The 16,951-nt window shown below is 70.3% G+C and carries 14 protein-coding genes; 3 read left to right on the forward strand and 11 right to left on the reverse strand.

The window, feature by feature from the left end; translation table 11 throughout:
* Positions 1-50 precede the first annotated feature (50 nt).
* The 5 genes from LGR64_RS23190 to LGR64_RS23210 form a co-directional block, all read right to left on the reverse strand.
* The gene (locus LGR64_RS23190; RefSeq protein WP_034390000.1) at positions 51-401 is read right to left on the reverse strand and encodes a DUF4148 domain-containing protein; all 351 of its coding nucleotides are present in this window, start codon (positions 399-401) and stop codon (positions 51-53) included.
* 209 nt (positions 402-610) lie between these two features.
* Positions 611-3,796, reverse strand: a complete 3,186-nt coding sequence (locus LGR64_RS23195) for a CusA/CzcA family heavy metal efflux RND transporter (protein WP_141830645.1) — start codon at positions 3,794-3,796, stop codon at positions 611-613.
* Between the two features lie 23 nt (positions 3,797-3,819).
* On the reverse strand, positions 3,820-5,184 hold the full coding sequence (locus LGR64_RS23200; protein ID WP_141830643.1) for an efflux RND transporter periplasmic adaptor subunit: 1,365 nt from the start codon (positions 5,182-5,184) through the stop codon (positions 3,820-3,822).
* Positions 5,185-5,214: 30 nt separating this feature from the next.
* Entirely contained in the window at positions 5,215-6,549 is a 1,335-nt protein-coding gene (locus LGR64_RS23205; RefSeq protein WP_230357078.1) for a TolC family protein, read from the reverse strand.
* 167 nt (positions 6,550-6,716) lie between these two features.
* On the reverse strand, positions 6,717-7,121 hold the full coding sequence (locus tag LGR64_RS23210; protein ID WP_230357079.1) for a hypothetical protein: 405 nt from the start codon (positions 7,119-7,121) through the stop codon (positions 6,717-6,719).
* A 164-nt stretch (positions 7,122-7,285) separates the two neighbouring features.
* Between LGR64_RS23210 and LGR64_RS23215 the strand changes: the two genes are divergently transcribed.
* From LGR64_RS23215 to LGR64_RS23225, 3 genes are read left to right on the forward strand one after another with little or no spacing between them, the layout of a single operon-like run.
* Entirely contained in the window at positions 7,286-7,975 is a 690-nt protein-coding gene (locus LGR64_RS23215; protein WP_179217941.1) for a heavy metal response regulator transcription factor, read from the forward strand.
* Positions 7,972-9,354, forward strand: coding sequence for a heavy metal sensor histidine kinase (locus LGR64_RS23220; protein WP_034390011.1), 1,383 nt, complete (start codon positions 7,972-7,974; stop codon positions 9,352-9,354). The genes LGR64_RS23215 and LGR64_RS23220 overlap by 4 nt, the downstream gene beginning before the upstream one ends.
* Positions 9,355-9,389: 35 nt before the next feature.
* Positions 9,390-9,818, forward strand: a complete 429-nt coding sequence (locus tag LGR64_RS23225) for a hypothetical protein (protein WP_013804407.1) — start codon at positions 9,390-9,392, stop codon at positions 9,816-9,818.
* A gap of 7 nt (positions 9,819-9,825) precedes the next feature.
* Here LGR64_RS23225 and LGR64_RS23230 read toward each other — a convergent pair whose 3' ends face one another.
* From LGR64_RS23230 to LGR64_RS23255, 6 genes are all read right to left on the reverse strand, one after another.
* A complete protein-coding gene (locus LGR64_RS23230) occupies positions 9,826-10,263 on the reverse strand; it encodes a PaaI family thioesterase (protein ID WP_012203025.1) in 438 nt (145 codons plus the stop codon).
* Positions 10,260-10,484 (reverse strand): acetyl-CoA carboxylase biotin carboxyl carrier protein subunit, encoded by a 225-nt coding sequence (locus tag LGR64_RS23235; protein WP_012203026.1) that lies wholly within the window; start codon positions 10,482-10,484, stop codon positions 10,260-10,262. The genes LGR64_RS23230 and LGR64_RS23235 overlap by 4 nt, the downstream gene beginning before the upstream one ends.
* 11 nt (positions 10,485-10,495) lie before the next feature.
* Entirely contained in the window at positions 10,496-11,857 is a 1,362-nt protein-coding gene (locus LGR64_RS23240) for an acetyl-CoA carboxylase biotin carboxylase subunit (protein ID WP_230357081.1), read from the reverse strand.
* Positions 11,854-13,971, reverse strand: coding sequence for an acetate--CoA ligase family protein (locus LGR64_RS23245; RefSeq protein WP_230357083.1), 2,118 nt, complete (start codon positions 13,969-13,971; stop codon positions 11,854-11,856). The genes LGR64_RS23240 and LGR64_RS23245 overlap by 4 nt, the downstream gene beginning before the upstream one ends.
* Positions 13,972-14,160: 189 nt before the next feature.
* Positions 14,161-15,180, reverse strand: coding sequence for a tripartite tricarboxylate transporter substrate binding protein (locus LGR64_RS23250; RefSeq protein ID WP_230357085.1), 1,020 nt, complete (start codon positions 15,178-15,180; stop codon positions 14,161-14,163).
* Positions 15,181-15,208: 28 nt separating this feature from the next.
* The gene (locus LGR64_RS23255; protein WP_012203030.1) at positions 15,209-16,756 is read right to left on the reverse strand and encodes an acyl-CoA carboxylase subunit beta; all 1,548 of its coding nucleotides are present in this window, start codon (positions 16,754-16,756) and stop codon (positions 15,209-15,211) included.
* Between the last annotated feature and the right edge of the window lie 195 nt (positions 16,757-16,951).

The raw sequence follows: 16,951 nt of genomic DNA on the forward strand, positions 1-16,951 counted from the left end.
TCGGGTTTGCATTGATCCGGCACCTGCGGGGTACCGGCCCCGCCTGCGCATCAGCCACCCATGGCACGCTGGCGTGCATCGCGCTGGGCGGGCGTTTCGTTGATCAGTTCATTGATCACTTCCTGGCGTGTCTTGCCCGCGCCGGTCTGCGGTGCGGGAGCCGGATAGACGCTGGCATTGAAGCGCGAAGTGCCGCCCTGGCGCACGGCCGCCTCGGCCTCGGCCGTCACCTGGGCGCGTGTCTTGCTGCTCTTGAAATGCTCGGGGTGGACGACGGCGCCCGCCTCGTTGTTGGCCGGGTGGATGTATCCGGCCGCCGATGCCATGCCGGGCAGCAGCAGCGCTGCCGATGCGGCCAGGCCGGCAATGAGGGTGGCGGGGGTGAAGCGGCGTTGCGACATGATGTGATTCCTTTCAGGCACGTTGGTAATTCGTTCTCCCCACGCCCCGCGATGCGGAACGCCGAGGAGAGGACTCCAATGTAGAAATCACGTGCCCACACCAGCCCCACAGGATGGTGACATTGCTGTCATACAACCGACATACGCCAAAAGCATCCCAAAAAAAAAGGCCACGGGCATTCCGTGGCCTTCGTGGAGCGGCTTGGCCGTCAGGCGGCCACGGCGCCCTTGCCCTCGCTGTCGGGCTGTCCCTCCTGCCCTTGCATCCCCTCCGACGGATCGTTGCGATGCACCAGCCGGTACAGCAGCGGCAGCACCAGCAAGGTCAGCAGCGTGGACGACAGGATGCCGCCGATCACCACCGTGGCCAGCGGCCGCTGCACCTCGGCGCCCGTGCCCGTGGCAATGGCCATGGGCACGAAGCCCAGCGAGGCGACAAGGGCCGTCATCAGCACGGGGCGCAGCCGGGTGAGCGCGCCCTCGGTCACGGCGTCGGGCACGCTGGCGCCCTGTTCGCGCAAGGTTCTGATCCAGGAGATCATGACCAGGCCGTTGAGCACGGCCACGCCCGACAGCGCGATGAAGCCCACCGCCGCCGAGATGGACAGCGGTATGTCGCGCAGCCACAGCGCCAGGATGCCGCCCGTGAGCGCGAACGGAATGCCCGTGAAGACCACCAGCCCGTCGCGCACATTGCCGAACATGGCGAACAGCAGCACGAAGACCATGAGCAGGGCCACGGGCACGACGATCTGCAGGCGGCGCGTGGCCGACTCCAGGTTCTCGAAGGTGCCGCCCCAGCGCGTCCAGTAGCCGGGCGGCAGCGACAGGCCTTGCAGCTTTTGCTGTGCCTCGCCCACGAAGGAGCCCATGTCGCGCCCGCGCACATTGGCGCTGACCACGATGCGGCGCTTGCCGTCTTCGCGGCTGACCTGGTTGGGGCCGGGCGCGGTCTCGAACGTGGCCACGGCCGACAGCGGCACGAAGCCGATGCGCCCGTCCGCCCCGCGCGGCAGGGCGATGGGCAGGCGGCTCAGGACCTGCAGGTCGTTGCGCACGGCGTCCGGCAGGCGCACCTGGATGTCGAAGCGCCGGTCGCCCTGGAATACCGTGCCGGCCTCGGTGCCGCCCATCGCGGTGCTGATGGCGTCCTGCACATCGCCCATGTTCAGGCCATAGCGCGAGGCCTTTTCGCGGTCGATCTGCACGGTGAGCATGGGCAGGCCCGTGGTCTGCTCGACCTTGACCTCGGAGGCGCCCGCAATCTGCTGCAGCATGCCGGCCACGGTCTGCGCGCTTTTCTCCAGCACGGCCATGTCGTCGCCGAAGATCTTCACGGCCACGTCGCTGCGCACGCCCGAGATCAGCTCGTTGAAGCGCAACTGGATCGGCTGGGAGAACTCGTAGTTGTTGCCGGGGATGCTGTCCACCAGCGCCTGCACGGCGGCCAGCAGGTCCTCGCGCGGACGCGCCGGGTCAGGCCACTCGCTGCGGGCTTTCAGCATGATGTAGCCGTCCGAGATGTTGGGCGGCATGGGGTCGGAGGCGATCTCGGCCGTGCCGGTGCGCGCGAACACGCGGTCGATCTCGGGGAACTCCTTCTTGAGCGCCGTCTCGATCTGCATCTGCATTTGCAGCGACTGCGTGAGGCTGGTTCCCGGGATGCGCAGCGCCTGGATGGCGAAGTCGCCCTCGTTGAGGTTAGGGGCGAACTCGCTGCCCAGGCGCGTGGCCAGCAGCAGGCTCAGCGCCACGGCCACGGCGGCGGCCGTGAGCACCACGGCGGGCGCGGCCATGACGCGCGCCAGCACGGGCGCATAGGCGCGGCGCGCCCAGCCCATGAGGCGGTTTTCCTTCTCGGCCACCTTGTCGCCCATGAACAGCGCAATCGCCGCCGGGATGAAGGTGATGGACAGCAGCATGGCGCCGGCCAGCGCGATGACCACCGTGAGCGCCATGGGATGGAACATCTTCCCCTCCACGCCCGTGAGCGCGAAGATGGGCAGGTAGACCACCATGATGATGAGCTGGCCGAACAGCAGCGGGCGGCGCGCTTCCTTCGCGGCGGCGAAGACTTCATGGAAGCGTTCGCTGCGCGTCAGCGACCGTCCTCGCGCCTCCTGCGCATGCGCCAGGCGGCGCACGCAGTTCTCCACGATGACCACGGCGCCGTCGATGATGATGCCGAAGTCCAGCGCCCCCAGGCTCATGAGGTTGGCGCTGACCTTGTAGTGCACCATGCCCGTGAAGGTGAACAGCATGGACAGCGGGATGATCAGCGCCGTGATCAGCGCCGCGCGCAGGTTGCCCAGGAACAGGAAGAGGATGACCACCACCAGGGCCGCGCCCTCCACCAGGTTCTTCTTGACCGTGGCGATGGCCTTGTCCACCAGGTTCGTGCGGTCGTAGACGGTGATGGCCTTGACGCCCGGGGGCAGGCCCCGGTTGATCTCGGCCATGCGCTGGTCCACGGCGCGCGAGACGGTGCGGCTGTTCTCGCCGATCAGCATGAACACCGTGCCCAGCACCACCTCGCGGCCGTTGTCGGTGGCCGCGCCCGTGCGCAGCTCCTGGCCCAGCCCTACCTCGGCCAGGTCGCGGATGCGGATGGGCTGGCCCTGGGCCGAGCCCACGATGACCTCGCGGATGTCGGCGATGCCGCCGACCTGGCCCGGCGCGCGGATCAGGTACTGCTCGCCCTGGCGCTCGATATAGCCCGCACCCACGTTGCTGTTGTTGCGCTGCAGGGCGGTGACGATGTCGGCCAGCGTGAAGCCGTAGGCCGCCAGCTTCTCGGGCGCGGGCGCCACCAGGTACTCCTTGGCGTAGCCGCCGATGGAGTTGATCTCGGTGACGCCGGGCACGTTGCGCAGCTGCGGCTTGATGACCCAGTCCTGGATCTCGCGCAGGTCCATGGGCGTGTAGGGCGTGCCGTCGGGCTTTTTCGCATCGTCCTCGGCCTCCACGGTCCACAGGTAGATCTCGCCCAGGCCCGTGGAGATGGGGCCCAGCGTGGGCGTGATGCCCGCAGGCAGGCTGTCGCGCGCCTGCTGTATGCGCTCGCCCACCAGTTGCCGTGCAAAGTAGATGTCCGTGCCGTCCTTGAACACCACGGTGACCTGGGACAGGCCGTAGCGCGACAGCGAGCGCGTCTGCTCCAGATACGGCAGGCCAGCCATCACCGTCTCTATGGGATAGGTGATGCGCTGCTCGGTCTCCAGCGGCGAGTAGCCGCTGGCCTGGGTGTTGATCTGCACCTGGACATTGGTGATGTCGGGCACGGCGTCGATGGGCAGGCGCTGGTAGTTGTAGATGCCCAGCCCCGCCATGGCCAGCACGGCCAGCAGGACCAGCCAGCGCTGCTCTATGGCGAATCGGATGATGCGTTCAAACATGGAGTTCTCCGTTCATGCCCGCATCAATGGGAGTGCTCGGCCGTGGCCTTGCCCAGCTCGGCCTTGAGCATGAAGCTGCCCTCGGCCACGTAGGATTGGCCGGGTTTCAGGCCTTCCAGCACCTCGGTGATCTTGCCGTCGGCGCGGCCCACGCGCACGGGCTGGGCGCGAAAGCCCCCCTGCACGGGCACGAAGACCACGGTCTGCTGCTCCATCTTCTGCAGTGCCTGCGTGGCCACGGCCAGAGGCGCCTGCCGGGACGATGCCGTCAGCTCCACGTTCACGAACAGGCCCGGGCGCCACACGCCGTCGGGGTTGGGCAGGGTGATGCGCGCGGGGGCCGTGCGCGTGTCCTGGCCGATCAGGGCGCCCACATAGGCCACTTCGCCCGTGGCCGAGGAGTCGAAGGCCGTGGCGCGCACCGTGGCCTTCTCGCCCACACGCACGGCGGGCAGGTCGGGCGCGGCCACGCGCATCTCGGCCCAGACGCTGCGCAGGTCGGAGATGGTGAAGACCTGGGTGCTGTCCTGCACGGCCTCGCCCACGGACAGGTGCTTTTCCACGATCACGCCGTCAAACGGCGCACGCAGCTCGAAGCGGTTGAGCCCGCCCGCACCACCGCCGGCACCGGCGCCCGTGGCGGCCAGCTTCTGCTGGGCGTTGGAGACGGCGATCTCGGCCTCGCGCAGCGCCTGGCGCGCCTGCAGGTAGTCCTGCTCGGCCGAGACCTTCTCCTCCCACAGCTGCTTTTCACGTGCGTAGGTGGTGCGGGCCAGCTCCAGGCGCTTGCTGGCGGCCAGCAGTTCGCTGCGCTGCTCGGACACGGCGGCGCTGCTGAGCACGGCCAGCAGCTGGCCCTTCTTCACGTTCTGGCCCAGGTTGGCGGGAACGCTCTCGGCAATGCCGGCCACGCGCGGCACGACGTGGGCCGTGCGGTCTTCGTTGAAGCGGATCTCCCCGGGCAGCTGCAGCACGGAGCGCACGGTGGCCGGGCCGGCCTCGGCCAGGCGCACGCCGGCTGCCTGCATGCGCTGGGCGTCCATGGCGATCAGGCCTTCTTCGTCGCCATGGCCGGCTTCGGCGGCGGCTGCGGGTTTGGCGGAGGGCTTGGCCTCGGCTTTTTCCGCCTTGGAATCTTCATGGTGTTCATCGTCGGCATGGCCTTCATCGTGTTTGTGGCCATCTCCGGCTGCTGCGCCGTGGTGCTCGCCATCGGCGTGGCCTGCGGCCTCGCTGTGGCCGTGGCCATGGCTGTCGGCTTTGGCTGCGCCCGGCGTGCCGCTGCGCAGGATCAGCGTGGCGGCCAGCGCGCCCAGGGCCAGGATGACGGCAATGGCCACGAGGGTGCGGCGCGGTCCGAGGGGGGAGGAGGAGGGCTTGGTGTTCATGGTCTGGATGCAATCAGGTTGCTATCGGAATCAGAGGCCGGATTCGGTGCCCAGCAGGCGGTCGATGTCGGCGGCGGCGCGGTGGGTGGCCAGCAACTGGTCCAGGTACTGGCTGCGCGCCTCGGACCAGGTGCGTTGTGCGTCCAGCACGTCGAGGTAGCCGAACTTGCCCAGCGCAAACCCGCGCGAGGCCAGCTCGTAGGCCGTGCGTGCCGTGGGCAGCACCTCCTCGGCCAGCTGGCGCGCCTGCTCGCGGCTGGCCTGCAGCAGCTCGCGCGCCTCGAACAGCTGGGCCTGCAGCTGAACGCGCGTGGCCAGCAACTGCTCCTCGGCCTGGTCGGCCAGGCGCAGGGCCTGCAGCTGGTTGCCCCGGTTGCTGTCGAGCACGGGCAGGGGCACGGAGACGCCGACCACGAGCTGGTTGCGCCCGACCTCGGTGGCGCGCTTGACGCCCAGGCTGACGGTGGGATCGGGCAGGCGCCGCGCACGCTCCAGGTCGGCCGTGGCGCGGCTTTGCTCCAGCGCCTGGCGCGCACGCAGCACGGCGGGAGCCTGTTCGATGCGTTGCTGCAGGGCTGCCAGCTCAGGCAGCTGGGGCAGGGCGTCCACCGCGCCCTCGGCCTGGCCGAATGGGCGCACTCGCTCGCCCCATAGCGCCTGCAGCTGGCCGCGCGCCACGCGCAGGCCCGAGCGGGCCTGGGCCTGCTCCAGGCGGGCGCCGGATTCGGCCACGCGGGCCCGGGTTTCCTCCAGCGGCGCCACCTTGCCGGCCGCCACGCGCCGGGCTGCGGCCTCGCGCGCACTGCTGGCGATCTCCAGCGTCTGCCCGGCCAGGACCACGCGCTGCTGCGCAGCCAGCACGCCGAAGAAGGCCGTGCCCACGTCGGCGCGCAGCGCAGCCTCGGCCCCCGCCAGCTCGGCCTGCGCCAGGTCGCGCCCGCGCTCGGCCACGCGCATGCGGGCCTCGCGCTTGCCGCCCACTTCCAGGGTCTGGTTCAGCTGCACGGTCAGTGTGCGGGTGCTGCGGCGCGTGTCCTCCTGCGACCAGGCCAGCTCGGGGTTGGGCCGGGCACGGCTTTGCAGCACGGCGCCATCGCTGGCCTCCAGCGCACGGCGGGCCGCACGCAGGCCGGGGTTGCCGTCCAGCGCCAGGGCCAGGGCCTGCTGCAGATCCAGCGGCGGGCCGGCCGGTGTGGACTCGGAAACAGGGGCTGCAGATGGCGCAGCCGCATCGGCAGGCTCGCCCGCCTGCACGGCGGCGCAAGCGGTCAGCACGGCCATCACCAGCAGGGCGCGCGGCCCGGGCCAGGCGCTCCATGGGGCGTGGGAAGCCGTCCTCGACGGAAAGGACGAAGGGAAAGACATACACGGACTCCTTGCCCGCGCGCAGGTCAGGCCTGATCGTTCATCAGCCGGTCAGGCCGCTGCGGCGGGCGCGCACGGCCCATGGCCGCTGAGCGCGAGGGGATTTCAGGGGAATGCCGGTCCGGGGCAGAAACAGGGCCATGCCCGGCCGGCGGCTGCAGGGGGCGTCAGCCCTGCCAGCGGGGCCGATCGGGGCGCAGCAGCACGGCCGAGGCATGGCGGCGCAGCGGCTCGGCGAATGGCATGGGGGGAGGCGCCACCGGCGCGGCCTTGGCGTAGTGGGTGGCGACGGCCACCCAGGCATGGCACATGGAGCAATCGGCGCTGAGCGACGACGGCTGGCCCTGGTCCGCCTTCTTTGCCGGTTGCCCCGGTTCGGCGCCAGCGCCCGGATCTGCGTTGGCATGGCGCTCGGCGCCCATGCCATGCAGGCTCACGCCGTGGACATGGTGGCCGAAGTGCCGGGTCTCATGCCCGTCGTGCCGGCACAGTGCAGCGGCCGCCATCCAGCTCCACTGGAACAGCAGCGCGATCACGAGGACGGCGAGGGCAGCGAGACGGGGCCGGGTCATGGAGGAGGGCATGGGGCAGGTGGGGATTGTCGTGCATGGCGTTTGCCCACAACCACGACTCCCCCAAGCCGGCGAGTCTAGGGCCGTGCGGCGACCTGTGGCTGTCGGGCACATGACAAATTTGTCATCTTGGCAAACCATGCCCTTCCCCGACAATGCTCGGCATGAAAGTCCTGGTCATCGAAGACGAAATCAAGCTGGCCGACTACCTCCGCAAGGGCCTGACCGAGGAGGGGTTCGTGGTCGATGTCGTGCACGACGGCATCGACGGCCTGCACCTGGCCACCGAGCTGGCCTACGACCTCATCGTGCTCGACGGCATGCTGCCCGGCATTGACGGCCTGGCCGTGCTGGCGGCGCTGCGCCAGTCGCGCCAGACGCCGGTGCTGATGCTGACGGCGCGCGGCCAGGTGGAGGACCGCGTGCGCGGCCTGCAGGGCGGCGCCGACGACTACCTGGTCAAGCCCTTTGCCTTCTCCGAACTGGTGGCGCGCATGCATGTGCTGCTGCGCCGCAGTGTCGGCACGGCGCATCCGGCGGCCGAGGCCACCATGCTGCGCATGGCCGACCTGGAGCTGGACCTGATCCGCCGACGCGCCACGCGCGCCGGCCAGCGCCTGGACCTCACGGCCAAGGAATTCAACCTGCTGAGCCTGCTGCTGCGCCGCCAGGGCGAGGTGCTGTCGCGCACCGAGCTGGCCTCCCAGGTCTGGGACATGAACTTCGACAGCGAGACCAACGTGGTCGAGGTCGCCGTGCGCCGCCTGCGCCTGAAGCTGGACCAGCCCTTCGAGCAGCCGCTGCTGCACACGGTGCGCGGCATGGGCTATGTGCTGGAGTCGCGCGCACCGTGAACGCCAAGGCCCCCGCCGACATTCCCCACCTGGGCCGGCGCCTGTCGCGCTGGCTGGCGCTGCAGACCATGCTGGGCCTGGGCCTGGTGTGCGCGGCCGTCTACGGGGTGGCATCGATGACGCTGGAGCAGCACCAGCACGAGACGCTGGACCTCAAGCAGCAGGCCGTGCTGCACCTGATGACGGAAAGCCGCAGCGCCCACAACGAGGCCGGTCTGGCCCACATGCTGGACGACTTTCTCACGGGCCTGGACGAGATGTCGCTGCGCATCACCGACCTGCAGGGCCGCGTGATCTACGAGCGCCTGCGCATTCCCAAGACGCCGGGCCGCACGCTGCAGCGCAGCTTCGAGGTGGTGCTGGCCGACAGCGGCCAGCATGCACAGGCCCAGCTCACCCTGGACCGCGCCGACGATGACCGGCAGCTGTCCCTGCTGGCCTGGACGCTGGCCCTGGCCGCCGTGGGCGGCGCACTGCTGGTGTCGTTGACCGGCATCTGGCTGGTGCGCCTGGGCCTGGCGCCGCTGCGCGAACTGACCGAGCAGACGCGCCAGCTGTCGGCCCAGGACCTGCAGCGGCGCCTGGACGACAGCGGCCAGCCGCAGGAACTGCGCCCGCTGATCGCGCAATTCAACGCCTTGCTGGAACGGCTGGCCGTGGCCTACCGGCAGATGGAGGCCTTCAATGCCGACGTGGCCCATGAGCTGAACACGCCGCTGACCACGCTGATCAGCAGCTGCGAGCTGGCCCTGCGCAAGCCGCGCAGCGAGGCCGAGCTGCGCGAGGTGCTGGCCTCCAACCTCGAAGACCTGCGGCGCATGGCCGGCATCGTGGCCGACATGCTGTTTCTCTCCCAGGCCGACCGGGGCCAGGGCGCGCGCCTGGCGCCCTGGGCCAGCCTGGCCGCGCTGGCCCATGAGGTCATCGACTTCCACGAGGCCGCGCTGCAGGAGGCCGACCTGCAGGTCGTCGTCCAGGGCGACGCGGCCGCCGAGGTCGATGCGCGGCTGCTGCGCCGGGCGCTGTCCAACCTGCTGGGCAATGCCACACGCTATGCACAGCGCGGCTCCACCATCACCGTGCAGATAGGCGCACGGCCCTGTGCCCACCACGGCGGCGCCGGTGATGTGGCGCTGGCGGTGCTCAACCGGGGCCCGACCATAGCCCCCGCCGACCTGCCGCGCCTGTTCGACCGCTTCTACCGCGCCGACGCCGCGCGCAGCCAGGCCGACCGCAACCATGGCCTGGGCCTGGCCATCGTGGCCGCCATCGCGCGCATGCACGGCGGGCGCTGCTTTGCCGAGTCCGAAGGCGGCTTCACGCGCATCGGCCTGGAGCTGCCCGACAGCCCGAGCCCGCCGCGCGATTCCCCGGCCTGAACACAGGCACCGGAGCGGCGGCACAATGGCGCCCCATGACGCAAGATGCCCCCTCCTCCTACGCAACGCTGCTGGCCGAAGGCAATGCCCTGGTGGCCCAGGCACAGCGGGCCGCCACCCAGGATTTCGCCCAGGCCCGGGCGCTGTGGCAGCAGGCCGGCAAGCAGTTCTACCTGGCCCACAAGGCCGACCCCGACCAGGCCGAGGGCGCGTTTCGCCTGGCCCAGGCCTGGATGGCCGAAGCCCATGCGCTGCAAAAGGAAGAATCGCCAGACGCCGTGGTGATGTGGCGCAACGCCGCCGCGCAATGCGAGCTGGCGTTCGACCTGGAACCCGAAAACGGCCGCCTGGCCATGACGGCCGCCAGCTGCCACATGTTCGGCGGCCAGCATGACGCGGCCAAGGCCTGGCAGCAGATCGGCCAGCACCTGCTGCCGCCGGCGCCCGAAGGCGACGGCGCCTGAAGCCAGGCTACAGCGCGATCAGCTTGAACACGGCCCGCGCCGTGCACACGGCCTGGCCCGCGCTGTCCAGCACATTGCCCTCGCAGAACACGGTGCGCGCGCCTGCGCGCAGCACGCGGGCCTCGATCAGCAGGTCGGTGGTAGCCGAGGCGAGGAAATGCGTGCTCATCTCGATGGTCACCACGCCCAATCCCAGCGGGTTGGACGAGCGCGCGGCCGCGCTCAGCGTGAAGTCCAGCGCGCTCATCAGCGCGCCGCCATGGCCATGCCCCCGGCTGTTGGCCAGGTGCGGGCGCATGGGCAGGCGCGTGCGGGCCAGGCCGGGCGCCAGGCTCACGGGCTCCAGGCCGATATGGGACATGAAGGGCACGTCGATGCCGAAGTAGCCGCGCGCCAGCGCGGCGGCCTCCAGGTCCGGGGCGGTGGAGATTCCAACGGCGTTCATCCGATCTCCGCAATCGCCTGGCCTTCGGCCACCGGCTCGCCCACGGCCACGAGCATGCGGCGCACGACGCCTGCCACCTCGCTTTCCACGGGAATCTCCATCTTCATGGACTCCACGATGATGAGGGTGTCGCCCAGGGCGACGGTGCCGCCTTCGGCGGCTTCCACAGCGGCCACGAGGCCGGCGATGGGGCTTGTGATCATGTTCGGGGTGGTGGTCATGGGTAGGGCTTTCAAAGGTGGGCCAGCACGCGCTGGGCGATGCCGGTGTCGATGCGCAGGTCCAGGAAATCGGCGTGACCCAGGATGCGTTCGATGAAGGGGATGTTGGTCTTCACGCCCTCGATGCGGGTCTGCGCCAGTGCCTGGCGCAGCCGTGCGATGGCCTGTGCGCGGTCGCTGCCATGGGCTACGAGCTTGGCGACCATGGGGTCATAGAAGGGCGTGACGCTGCAGCCCTGGGCATAGCCGGTCTCCACGCGCAGGCCTTCGCCCTGGGGCATCTCGAAGCGGTCCAGGCGCCCTGGCGAGGGCAGGAAGCGCACGGGGTCTTCGGCATAGATGCGCGCCTCGATGGCATGGCCGCGGGCCACGGGTTCGGCGGGCAGCACATCCCGCATGCGCTCGCCGGCGGCCAGGCGGATCTGGGCCTCGACGATGTCGATGCCCGTGATCTCCTCGGTCACCGCATGCTCGACCTGCAGCCGCGTGTTCATCTCCAGGAAGACAAAGCCGTGCTGCGGCGTGTAGAGCATCTCCACGGTGCCGATCACGTCATAGCCCGTGCGCGCCAGCAGGCCGGCCAGCAGTTGCCGCATGTCGGCCAGGGCCTGCGCGGGAATGCCTGCGGGGCGGGCCTCCTCCACCACCTTCTGGTGGCGGCGCTGCACCGAGCAGTCGCGCTCGAACAGCACGCGCACCTCGCCATGGCGGTCGGCCAGCACCTGGAACTCGATGTGGCGCGGCGCCTCGATCAGCTTTTCCAGGTACAGCTCGGCCGTGCCGAAGTACTTGGCGGCAATGCCGCTGGCCTTGGACCAGGCTGCCTCCAGCTGCGGTGCATCGTGCGCGGGCAGCATGCCGATGCCGCCGCCCCCGCCTGCGGGCTTGACCAGCACGGGAAAGCCGATGCGCGCCGCCTCCGCCTGCGCCTCCTGCACGCTGTGCAGCACGGCCGAGCTGGCCGCCTGCGGCATGCCCTGGGCGGCCATGAAGGCCCGCGCCTGGGTCTTGTGGCCCAGCGTGCGTATCCAGTGCGGCGAGGGGCCGATGAAGCACAGGCCCTGGCGCTGCACGGCCTCGGCGAAGTCCGCGTTCTCGGAGAGAAAGCCGTAGCCCGGGTGCACGGCATCGGCGCCGGTCTCGCGCGCCACCTGCAGCAGCCGCGCCTGGTCCAGATAGCTTTGCGCGGCGGGCGCAGGGCCTATGCACACGGACTGGTCGGCCGCGCGCACATAGGGCAGGCCGGCATCGGCCTCGGAGTACACGGCCACGGATTCAAGGCCCATGCGCCGCAGCGTGCGGATCACGCGCGCGGCCACGGCGCCCCGGTTGGCGACCAGCACGCGGCGGATGGGGTGCGGGGCGCCGCTCATGCCGCCTCCGAGGACACAGCTGGCGCGGCGGCCACGGCCACCACAGCATCGACGATGACCGGCGCCTGCGCGCCGCGCGCCACGAGCACGGGATTGGCATCGACCGACTGCACGCGCCCGCCCTGGGCCAGCATCCAGTCGCCCAGCCGCACCATCATGGCGGCCACGGCGTCCAGCTCCACGGCCGGCATGCCGCGCACGGCGGCAAAGGCCGGGGCGATGGACAGGCGCGCAAGGGCATCCAGCGCCTGCCGCGCACTGAAGGGGGCGACAAGGAACTGCACGTCCCTGAGCGCCTCCACCAGCACGCCGCCCTGGCCGACCATGACCACCACGCCGAACTCGGCATCGACATGGGCACCCAGCGCCAGCTCGAAGTCGGCCTTGTGCTGGGCGCCCAGCAGCAGGCCGCCATCGGCCGCGCCCAGGCGGGCCAGCGTGGCGGCGAAGTCGCCAAAGGCCTGCAGCGCCTGCTCCGCCTCGCGGATGTTCAGCCGCACCAGGCCATGCTCGGACTTGTGCGAGAGATCGGCGGACACGCCCTTGGCCACCAGGGGCCGTGGCAGGGACTCGATGGCGGCACGCACCTCGTCCTCGCTACTGCAGACCAGATGGCGCATCACCGGCAGGCCTGCGCGGGCGAGTTCGGACAGGCTGGAGGGCTCGTCCAGCGTAACCAGCGTGATGGAGCGGGATGCCGCCACCGGCACCGATGCCTCGGCAGACGGCACCTGTGCCTGCCTGCCACCGGCCTGCTCGGCCAGCAGCGCCAGGCCGCGCATGGCGGCGCGTTCGCTCCAGAAGGTGGGCACGCCCTGGTCCTGGAAGGCCTGGGCCACCCAGTCCTGGTTGACGCTGACCGCAATGGGCACGCCGGTATCGCGCGCAAAGCGGCTGGCCTGGCCCGCGAAGTCGGCGAAGTCATAGCCCTCGCCGCCGATCGGGAAGCCCACGTGAACGAGGTCCGCCGCACCGCTGCCCGACAAGGCCCGCAGCGTGTCGCCAAAGGTCTGCGGCCTGCCCAGCAGGGCCGTGGTCATGTCGATGGGATTGCGCGCCGTGACATAGGACGGCAGGGCCTGGGACAGGCCGTCCAGCGTGGCGGCATCGAACGGCTCCAGGGCCAGGCCGTATTCCTCGGCCGCGTCGGCCGACAGCACGCAGGTGGCGCCCGAATTGCTGATGCTGACCACGCGGCGACCGCGCGGCGCAGGCTGGGACAGGAACAGCGGCGCGTAGTCGATCAGCTCGCGGAAGTCGGCCAGGCGCGGTATGCCGTGCTGGCGCAGGAAGGCATCGGCCAGCGCGTCCTCGGCCGCCAGCGCGCCCGTGTGCGAGCTGGCCGTGGCCTGGCCTGCGCGCGTGCGGCCGGCCTTCACGGCCAGGATGGTGACGCCGCGCGCATGGGCCAGGCGCGCGGCCTCGGCCAGCCAGGCGCTTTGCCGCAGCGTCTCGATGTAGAGCACGACCAGGCGGATGCCTTCGTCCTCGACCACGGCGCGCACGGCTTCGGCTGCGCAGACATCGGCCTCGTTGCCCGTGGACAGCATGTAGCGCACGCCGATGCCCGCGCGGCGCAGGCCGCCGTAGAGAATGGCCGCACCCGCGCCGCTCTGGCTGACGATGGCCACGGGGCCGTCGGCCGGCGCGTTCTCGTTGATCATGGTCGAGAAGTTGAGGATGGCGCCCGTGGCGAAGTTGGCCACGCCCTGGCAATTGGGGCCGAACAGGCGCAGCCCGCCGCCTGGCGCCCTGCGCGCCCGCGCCACCAGGTCGGCCTGCTGCCGGCGACCCTCCTCGCCCAGTTCGGCAAAGCCGGACGAATAGATCACGGCCAGGCGCGCGCCCACGGCCACGCAGTCGTCGATGGCGGCGGCCACGTCCTCGCCGGGCAGGCTGATGACCACGGCATCGGGCGCCTCGGGCAGCGCGCGCAGCGAGGGGTAGGCAGCCAGGCCCTGGACCTCGGAGCGCTTGGGATTGACGGGCAGGATGCGGCCCGCGAAACCGTGGCGCCGCAGGTAATCGATGGGCCGGCCACCGGCCTTGATGGGATTGTCGGAGGCGCCGAGGATGGCGACGGAGCGGGGGTTCAGTGCTTGCAACAGTGACATGCAGACGGTTCTTTCAGGAAATCAGGGCGCCAGACAGGGCTGCGGCACGTGCAACTGGCGCGGCCCAGCCCAGGGACACCGAGGAAGGGCCTAGGCCGGCCGCGCCGCCCCGCACCGAGGGTGTCGTCCCCCCGCGAAGCGAGATGGGGCGCCGTGCAACGGGAAGGCGCGAAGCGACTCAGGGGGCCTTCAATCCAGTGACAAGGCTTCGCGCTGGATCACTTGCCCCCAATCCGAGACCTCCTTGGCGATGCGCTGGCCGAACGGCGCGGGCGGCATCATCACGGGCTCGCCCTGGCTGCTGAGCACGGCGCGGATGCGGGCGTCCTGCAGCACGCCCCTGGAGGCCTCGTAGAGCCGGTTGACGATGGCCGGCGGCGTGCCCGCGGGCGCCAGCAGGCCGGCCCAGAAGGTGACGTCGAAATCGGCATAGCCGGCCTCGGCCATGGTGGGCACCTCGGGCAGCTGCTGCATGCGCCGGGGCGCGGTGACGGCCAGCGCCACGAGCTTGCCGCTGGCGATGTGGGGCAGCGCGCTCCAGGTGTCGAACTGCGTGTCCAGCTCGCCGCTGAGCACGGCCATCTGCGCCTGCGATGCGCTCTTGTAGGGCACATGCGTGGTCTTCACGCCCGTGCGGTTGCTCCAGGCCGCATAGGCCAGGTGGGCGATGTTGCCGGGGCCGGCAGAGCCGTAGCTGAGCTTGTCGGGATGGCCCTTGGCGAAGGCGATCACATCCTTGGCCGAGCGGATCTGGTGCTTCTGCGCCCACTCGGGGTTGACGGTGAGGATGAAGGGCGCATCCAGCACCATGGTGATGGGCGCGAAGTCCTTGGCGCGGTAGGTGATCTTCTTGTAGATCTGGGGGTTGATGGTGATGCTGCTGGAGTTGGTGACCAACAGGGTGTAGCCGTCGGGCGCGGCGCGCGCCACCTCGCCCACGCCGATGGCGCCGTTGGCGCCGGGCTTGTTCTCCACCACCACGGGCTGGCCCAGCGACTTGCTCAGCGGCTCTGACAGCGCACGTGCAATGGTGTCGGTGAACGAGCCTGCAGGGAAGCCGACCACGATGCGCACGGGGCGCGTGGGCCACTTGTCCTCCTGGGGGGTCTGGGCCTGGGCCGCCGTCGCGGCGCACAGGGTCAGGCACGGCGCCAGGCACAGGGCCAGGGCGGTGCGGCGCGAGGGCGCGCGCGGTTGTCTGGTTGCCATTGCTTTGTCTCCTTGGGTTTTTATGCGTTCAGGGCCGCAGGCCGAACTGCGGCGCTCCGGCCTCGCGCAGCGGCGCGGCCAGTTCCACGAATTCGCTGAGCAGGGCGCGCGTGTCGCGCGGATCGATCACTTCGTCGATGCCGAAGGCCTCGGCCGTGCGGAAGGGCGAGGTCAGGCTGCGCACGCGCTGCTCGATCTCGGCGCGCTTTTGCACGGGGTCGTCGGCGCCTTCGATCTCGGCCTTGTAGGCCACCTCCAGCCCGCCCTCGATGGGCAGCGAGCCCCAGTTGGCCGAGGGCCAGGCATAGCGGAAGTTGAAGCGGCCCATGTGCTGGTGGCCGGCCGCCGCCACGCCGTAGGCGCGGCGGATGAGGATGCTGCACCAGGGAACGGTGGCCTGGTAGACGGCGGCCAGGGCGCGCACGCCGTAGCGCATGACGCCGGCCTTCTCGGCCTCCACGCCGATCTGGAAGCCCGCGATGTCCACCAGGTTGACCACGGGCAGGTGGAAGGTCTGGGCCATGTCCACGAAGCGCGTGAACTTCTCGGCCGAGGGGCCATCCCAGCCGCCGCCGTAGAAGTACGGGTCGCTGGCCACCACGGCCACGGGCCAGCCGTCGATGCGTGCCAGCCCCGTGACGATGGCCCGGCCCCAGTGGCGGCCCGTCTCCAGGAAGGAGCCCTCATCGACCAGGCATTCGACGATGGGCCGGATCTTGTAGACCTTGCGGCCATCACGCGGAATGGCCGACAGCAGCCATTCGTCGCGCCGCCGCGGATCGTCCTGCGGCGCGGTGCGCGCAGGCAGCTCGTACACCGACGATGGCAGGTAGGACAGGAAGCGGCGCACGCGCTCGAAGGCCTCCTGCTCGGTGGCCACCTCGTCATCGACCACGCCGTTGCGCGTGTGCACCTGGCTGCCGCCCAGCTCGTTCTTGGTCACGTTCTGGCCGATGCGCGCCACCACGGGCGGGCCGGCATTGAACAGCTGGGCGGTCTCCTTGACCATCACCGAGTAATGGCTGGAGGCCACGCGCGCCGCGCCCATGCCGGCCACCGAGCCCAGGGCCAGCGAGACCACGGGCACGGTGGACAGGTTCTGCACCACCTGGCTCCAGACCTTCATGGTGGGCACGCTGGTGTAGCCCTTGGTCTCGATATTGCGCACCGAGCCGCCGCCGCCCGTGCCGTCCACCAGGCGCACCATGGGCAGGCGCAGGTCGTGCGCCATCTTCTCGGCAAAGATCAGCTTGTCGCCCACGGCGCCGTCGTTGGCGCCGCCGCGCACCGTGAAATCGTCGCCCACCACGACCACGGGCCGCCCGCCCACGCGCGCCCGCCCCATGATGAGGTTGGAGGGCGTGAAGTCCGTCAGCCTGCCCAGGCCGTCGTACTGGCCCGAGCCGGTGAGCGAGCCCACCTCCACGAAGGACTGCGCGTCCGTGCAGGCATCGATGCGCTCGCGCACCGTGAGCTTGCCGGCGGCCTTGTGCCGCGCCACCTTGTCCTCTCCGCCCAGTTTGGCCGCCAGTGCGCGGCGGTATGCGATCTCGTCCACTTCGGGTTGCCAGCTCATGTCGTCGTGTCTCCTTGTGCCAGCACAGATGCACAAGGCGTGCCAGAACGCAGTGCGTTGAATTCAAAGGATTTTTTCCACAGTCGACCTGCGCGTGTCCACATCAAGGACAACCTCGAAGACACGGGTTGGGCACTGTCTTTAATGGAGACACCACGGGGACAGACCCGTGGCCTGCGCGCCGCTAGAGTGCGT

It is taken from the genome of Delftia sp. Lp-1 (genome assembly GCF_020523835.1).
GTDB lineage: Bacteria > Pseudomonadota > Gammaproteobacteria > Burkholderiales > Burkholderiaceae_C > Comamonas > Comamonas acidovorans.

Bases quoted from the DNA above. Each gene is read 5' to 3' on its own strand.
- LGR64_RS23235 (WP_012203026.1), bottom strand. From the start codon at position 10,484: ATGACCACCACCCCGAACATGATCACAAGCCCCATCGCCGGCCTCGTG.
- LGR64_RS23200 (WP_141830643.1), bottom strand. From the start codon at position 5,184: ATGAACACCAAGCCCTCCTCCTCCCCCCTCGGACCGCGCCGCACCCTC.
- LGR64_RS23210 (WP_230357079.1), bottom strand. From the start codon at position 7,121: ATGACCCGGCCCCGTCTCGCTGCCCTCGCCGTCCTCGTGATCGCGCTG.
- LGR64_RS23190 (WP_034390000.1), bottom strand. From the start codon at position 401: ATGTCGCAACGCCGCTTCACCCCCGCCACCCTCATTGCCGGCCTGGCC.
- LGR64_RS23245 (WP_230357083.1), bottom strand. From the start codon at position 13,971: ATGTCACTGTTGCAAGCACTGAACCCCCGCTCCGTCGCCATCCTCGGC.
- LGR64_RS23215 (WP_179217941.1), top strand. From the start codon at position 7,286: ATGAAAGTCCTGGTCATCGAAGACGAAATCAAGCTGGCCGACTACCTC.
- LGR64_RS23240 (WP_230357081.1), bottom strand. From the start codon at position 11,857: ATGAGCGGCGCCCCGCACCCCATCCGCCGCGTGCTGGTCGCCAACCGG.
- LGR64_RS23250 (WP_230357085.1), bottom strand. From the start codon at position 15,180: ATGGCAACCAGACAACCGCGCGCGCCCTCGCGCCGCACCGCCCTGGCC.
- LGR64_RS23255 (WP_012203030.1), bottom strand. From the start codon at position 16,756: ATGAGCTGGCAACCCGAAGTGGACGAGATCGCATACCGCCGCGCACTG.
- LGR64_RS23205 (WP_230357078.1), bottom strand. From the start codon at position 6,549: ATGTCTTTCCCTTCGTCCTTTCCGTCGAGGACGGCTTCCCACGCCCCA.
- LGR64_RS23225 (WP_013804407.1), top strand. From the start codon at position 9,390: ATGACGCAAGATGCCCCCTCCTCCTACGCAACGCTGCTGGCCGAAGGC.
- LGR64_RS23195 (WP_141830645.1), bottom strand. From the start codon at position 3,796: ATGTTTGAACGCATCATCCGATTCGCCATAGAGCAGCGCTGGCTGGTC.
- LGR64_RS23230 (WP_012203025.1), bottom strand. From the start codon at position 10,263: ATGAACGCCGTTGGAATCTCCACCGCCCCGGACCTGGAGGCCGCCGCG.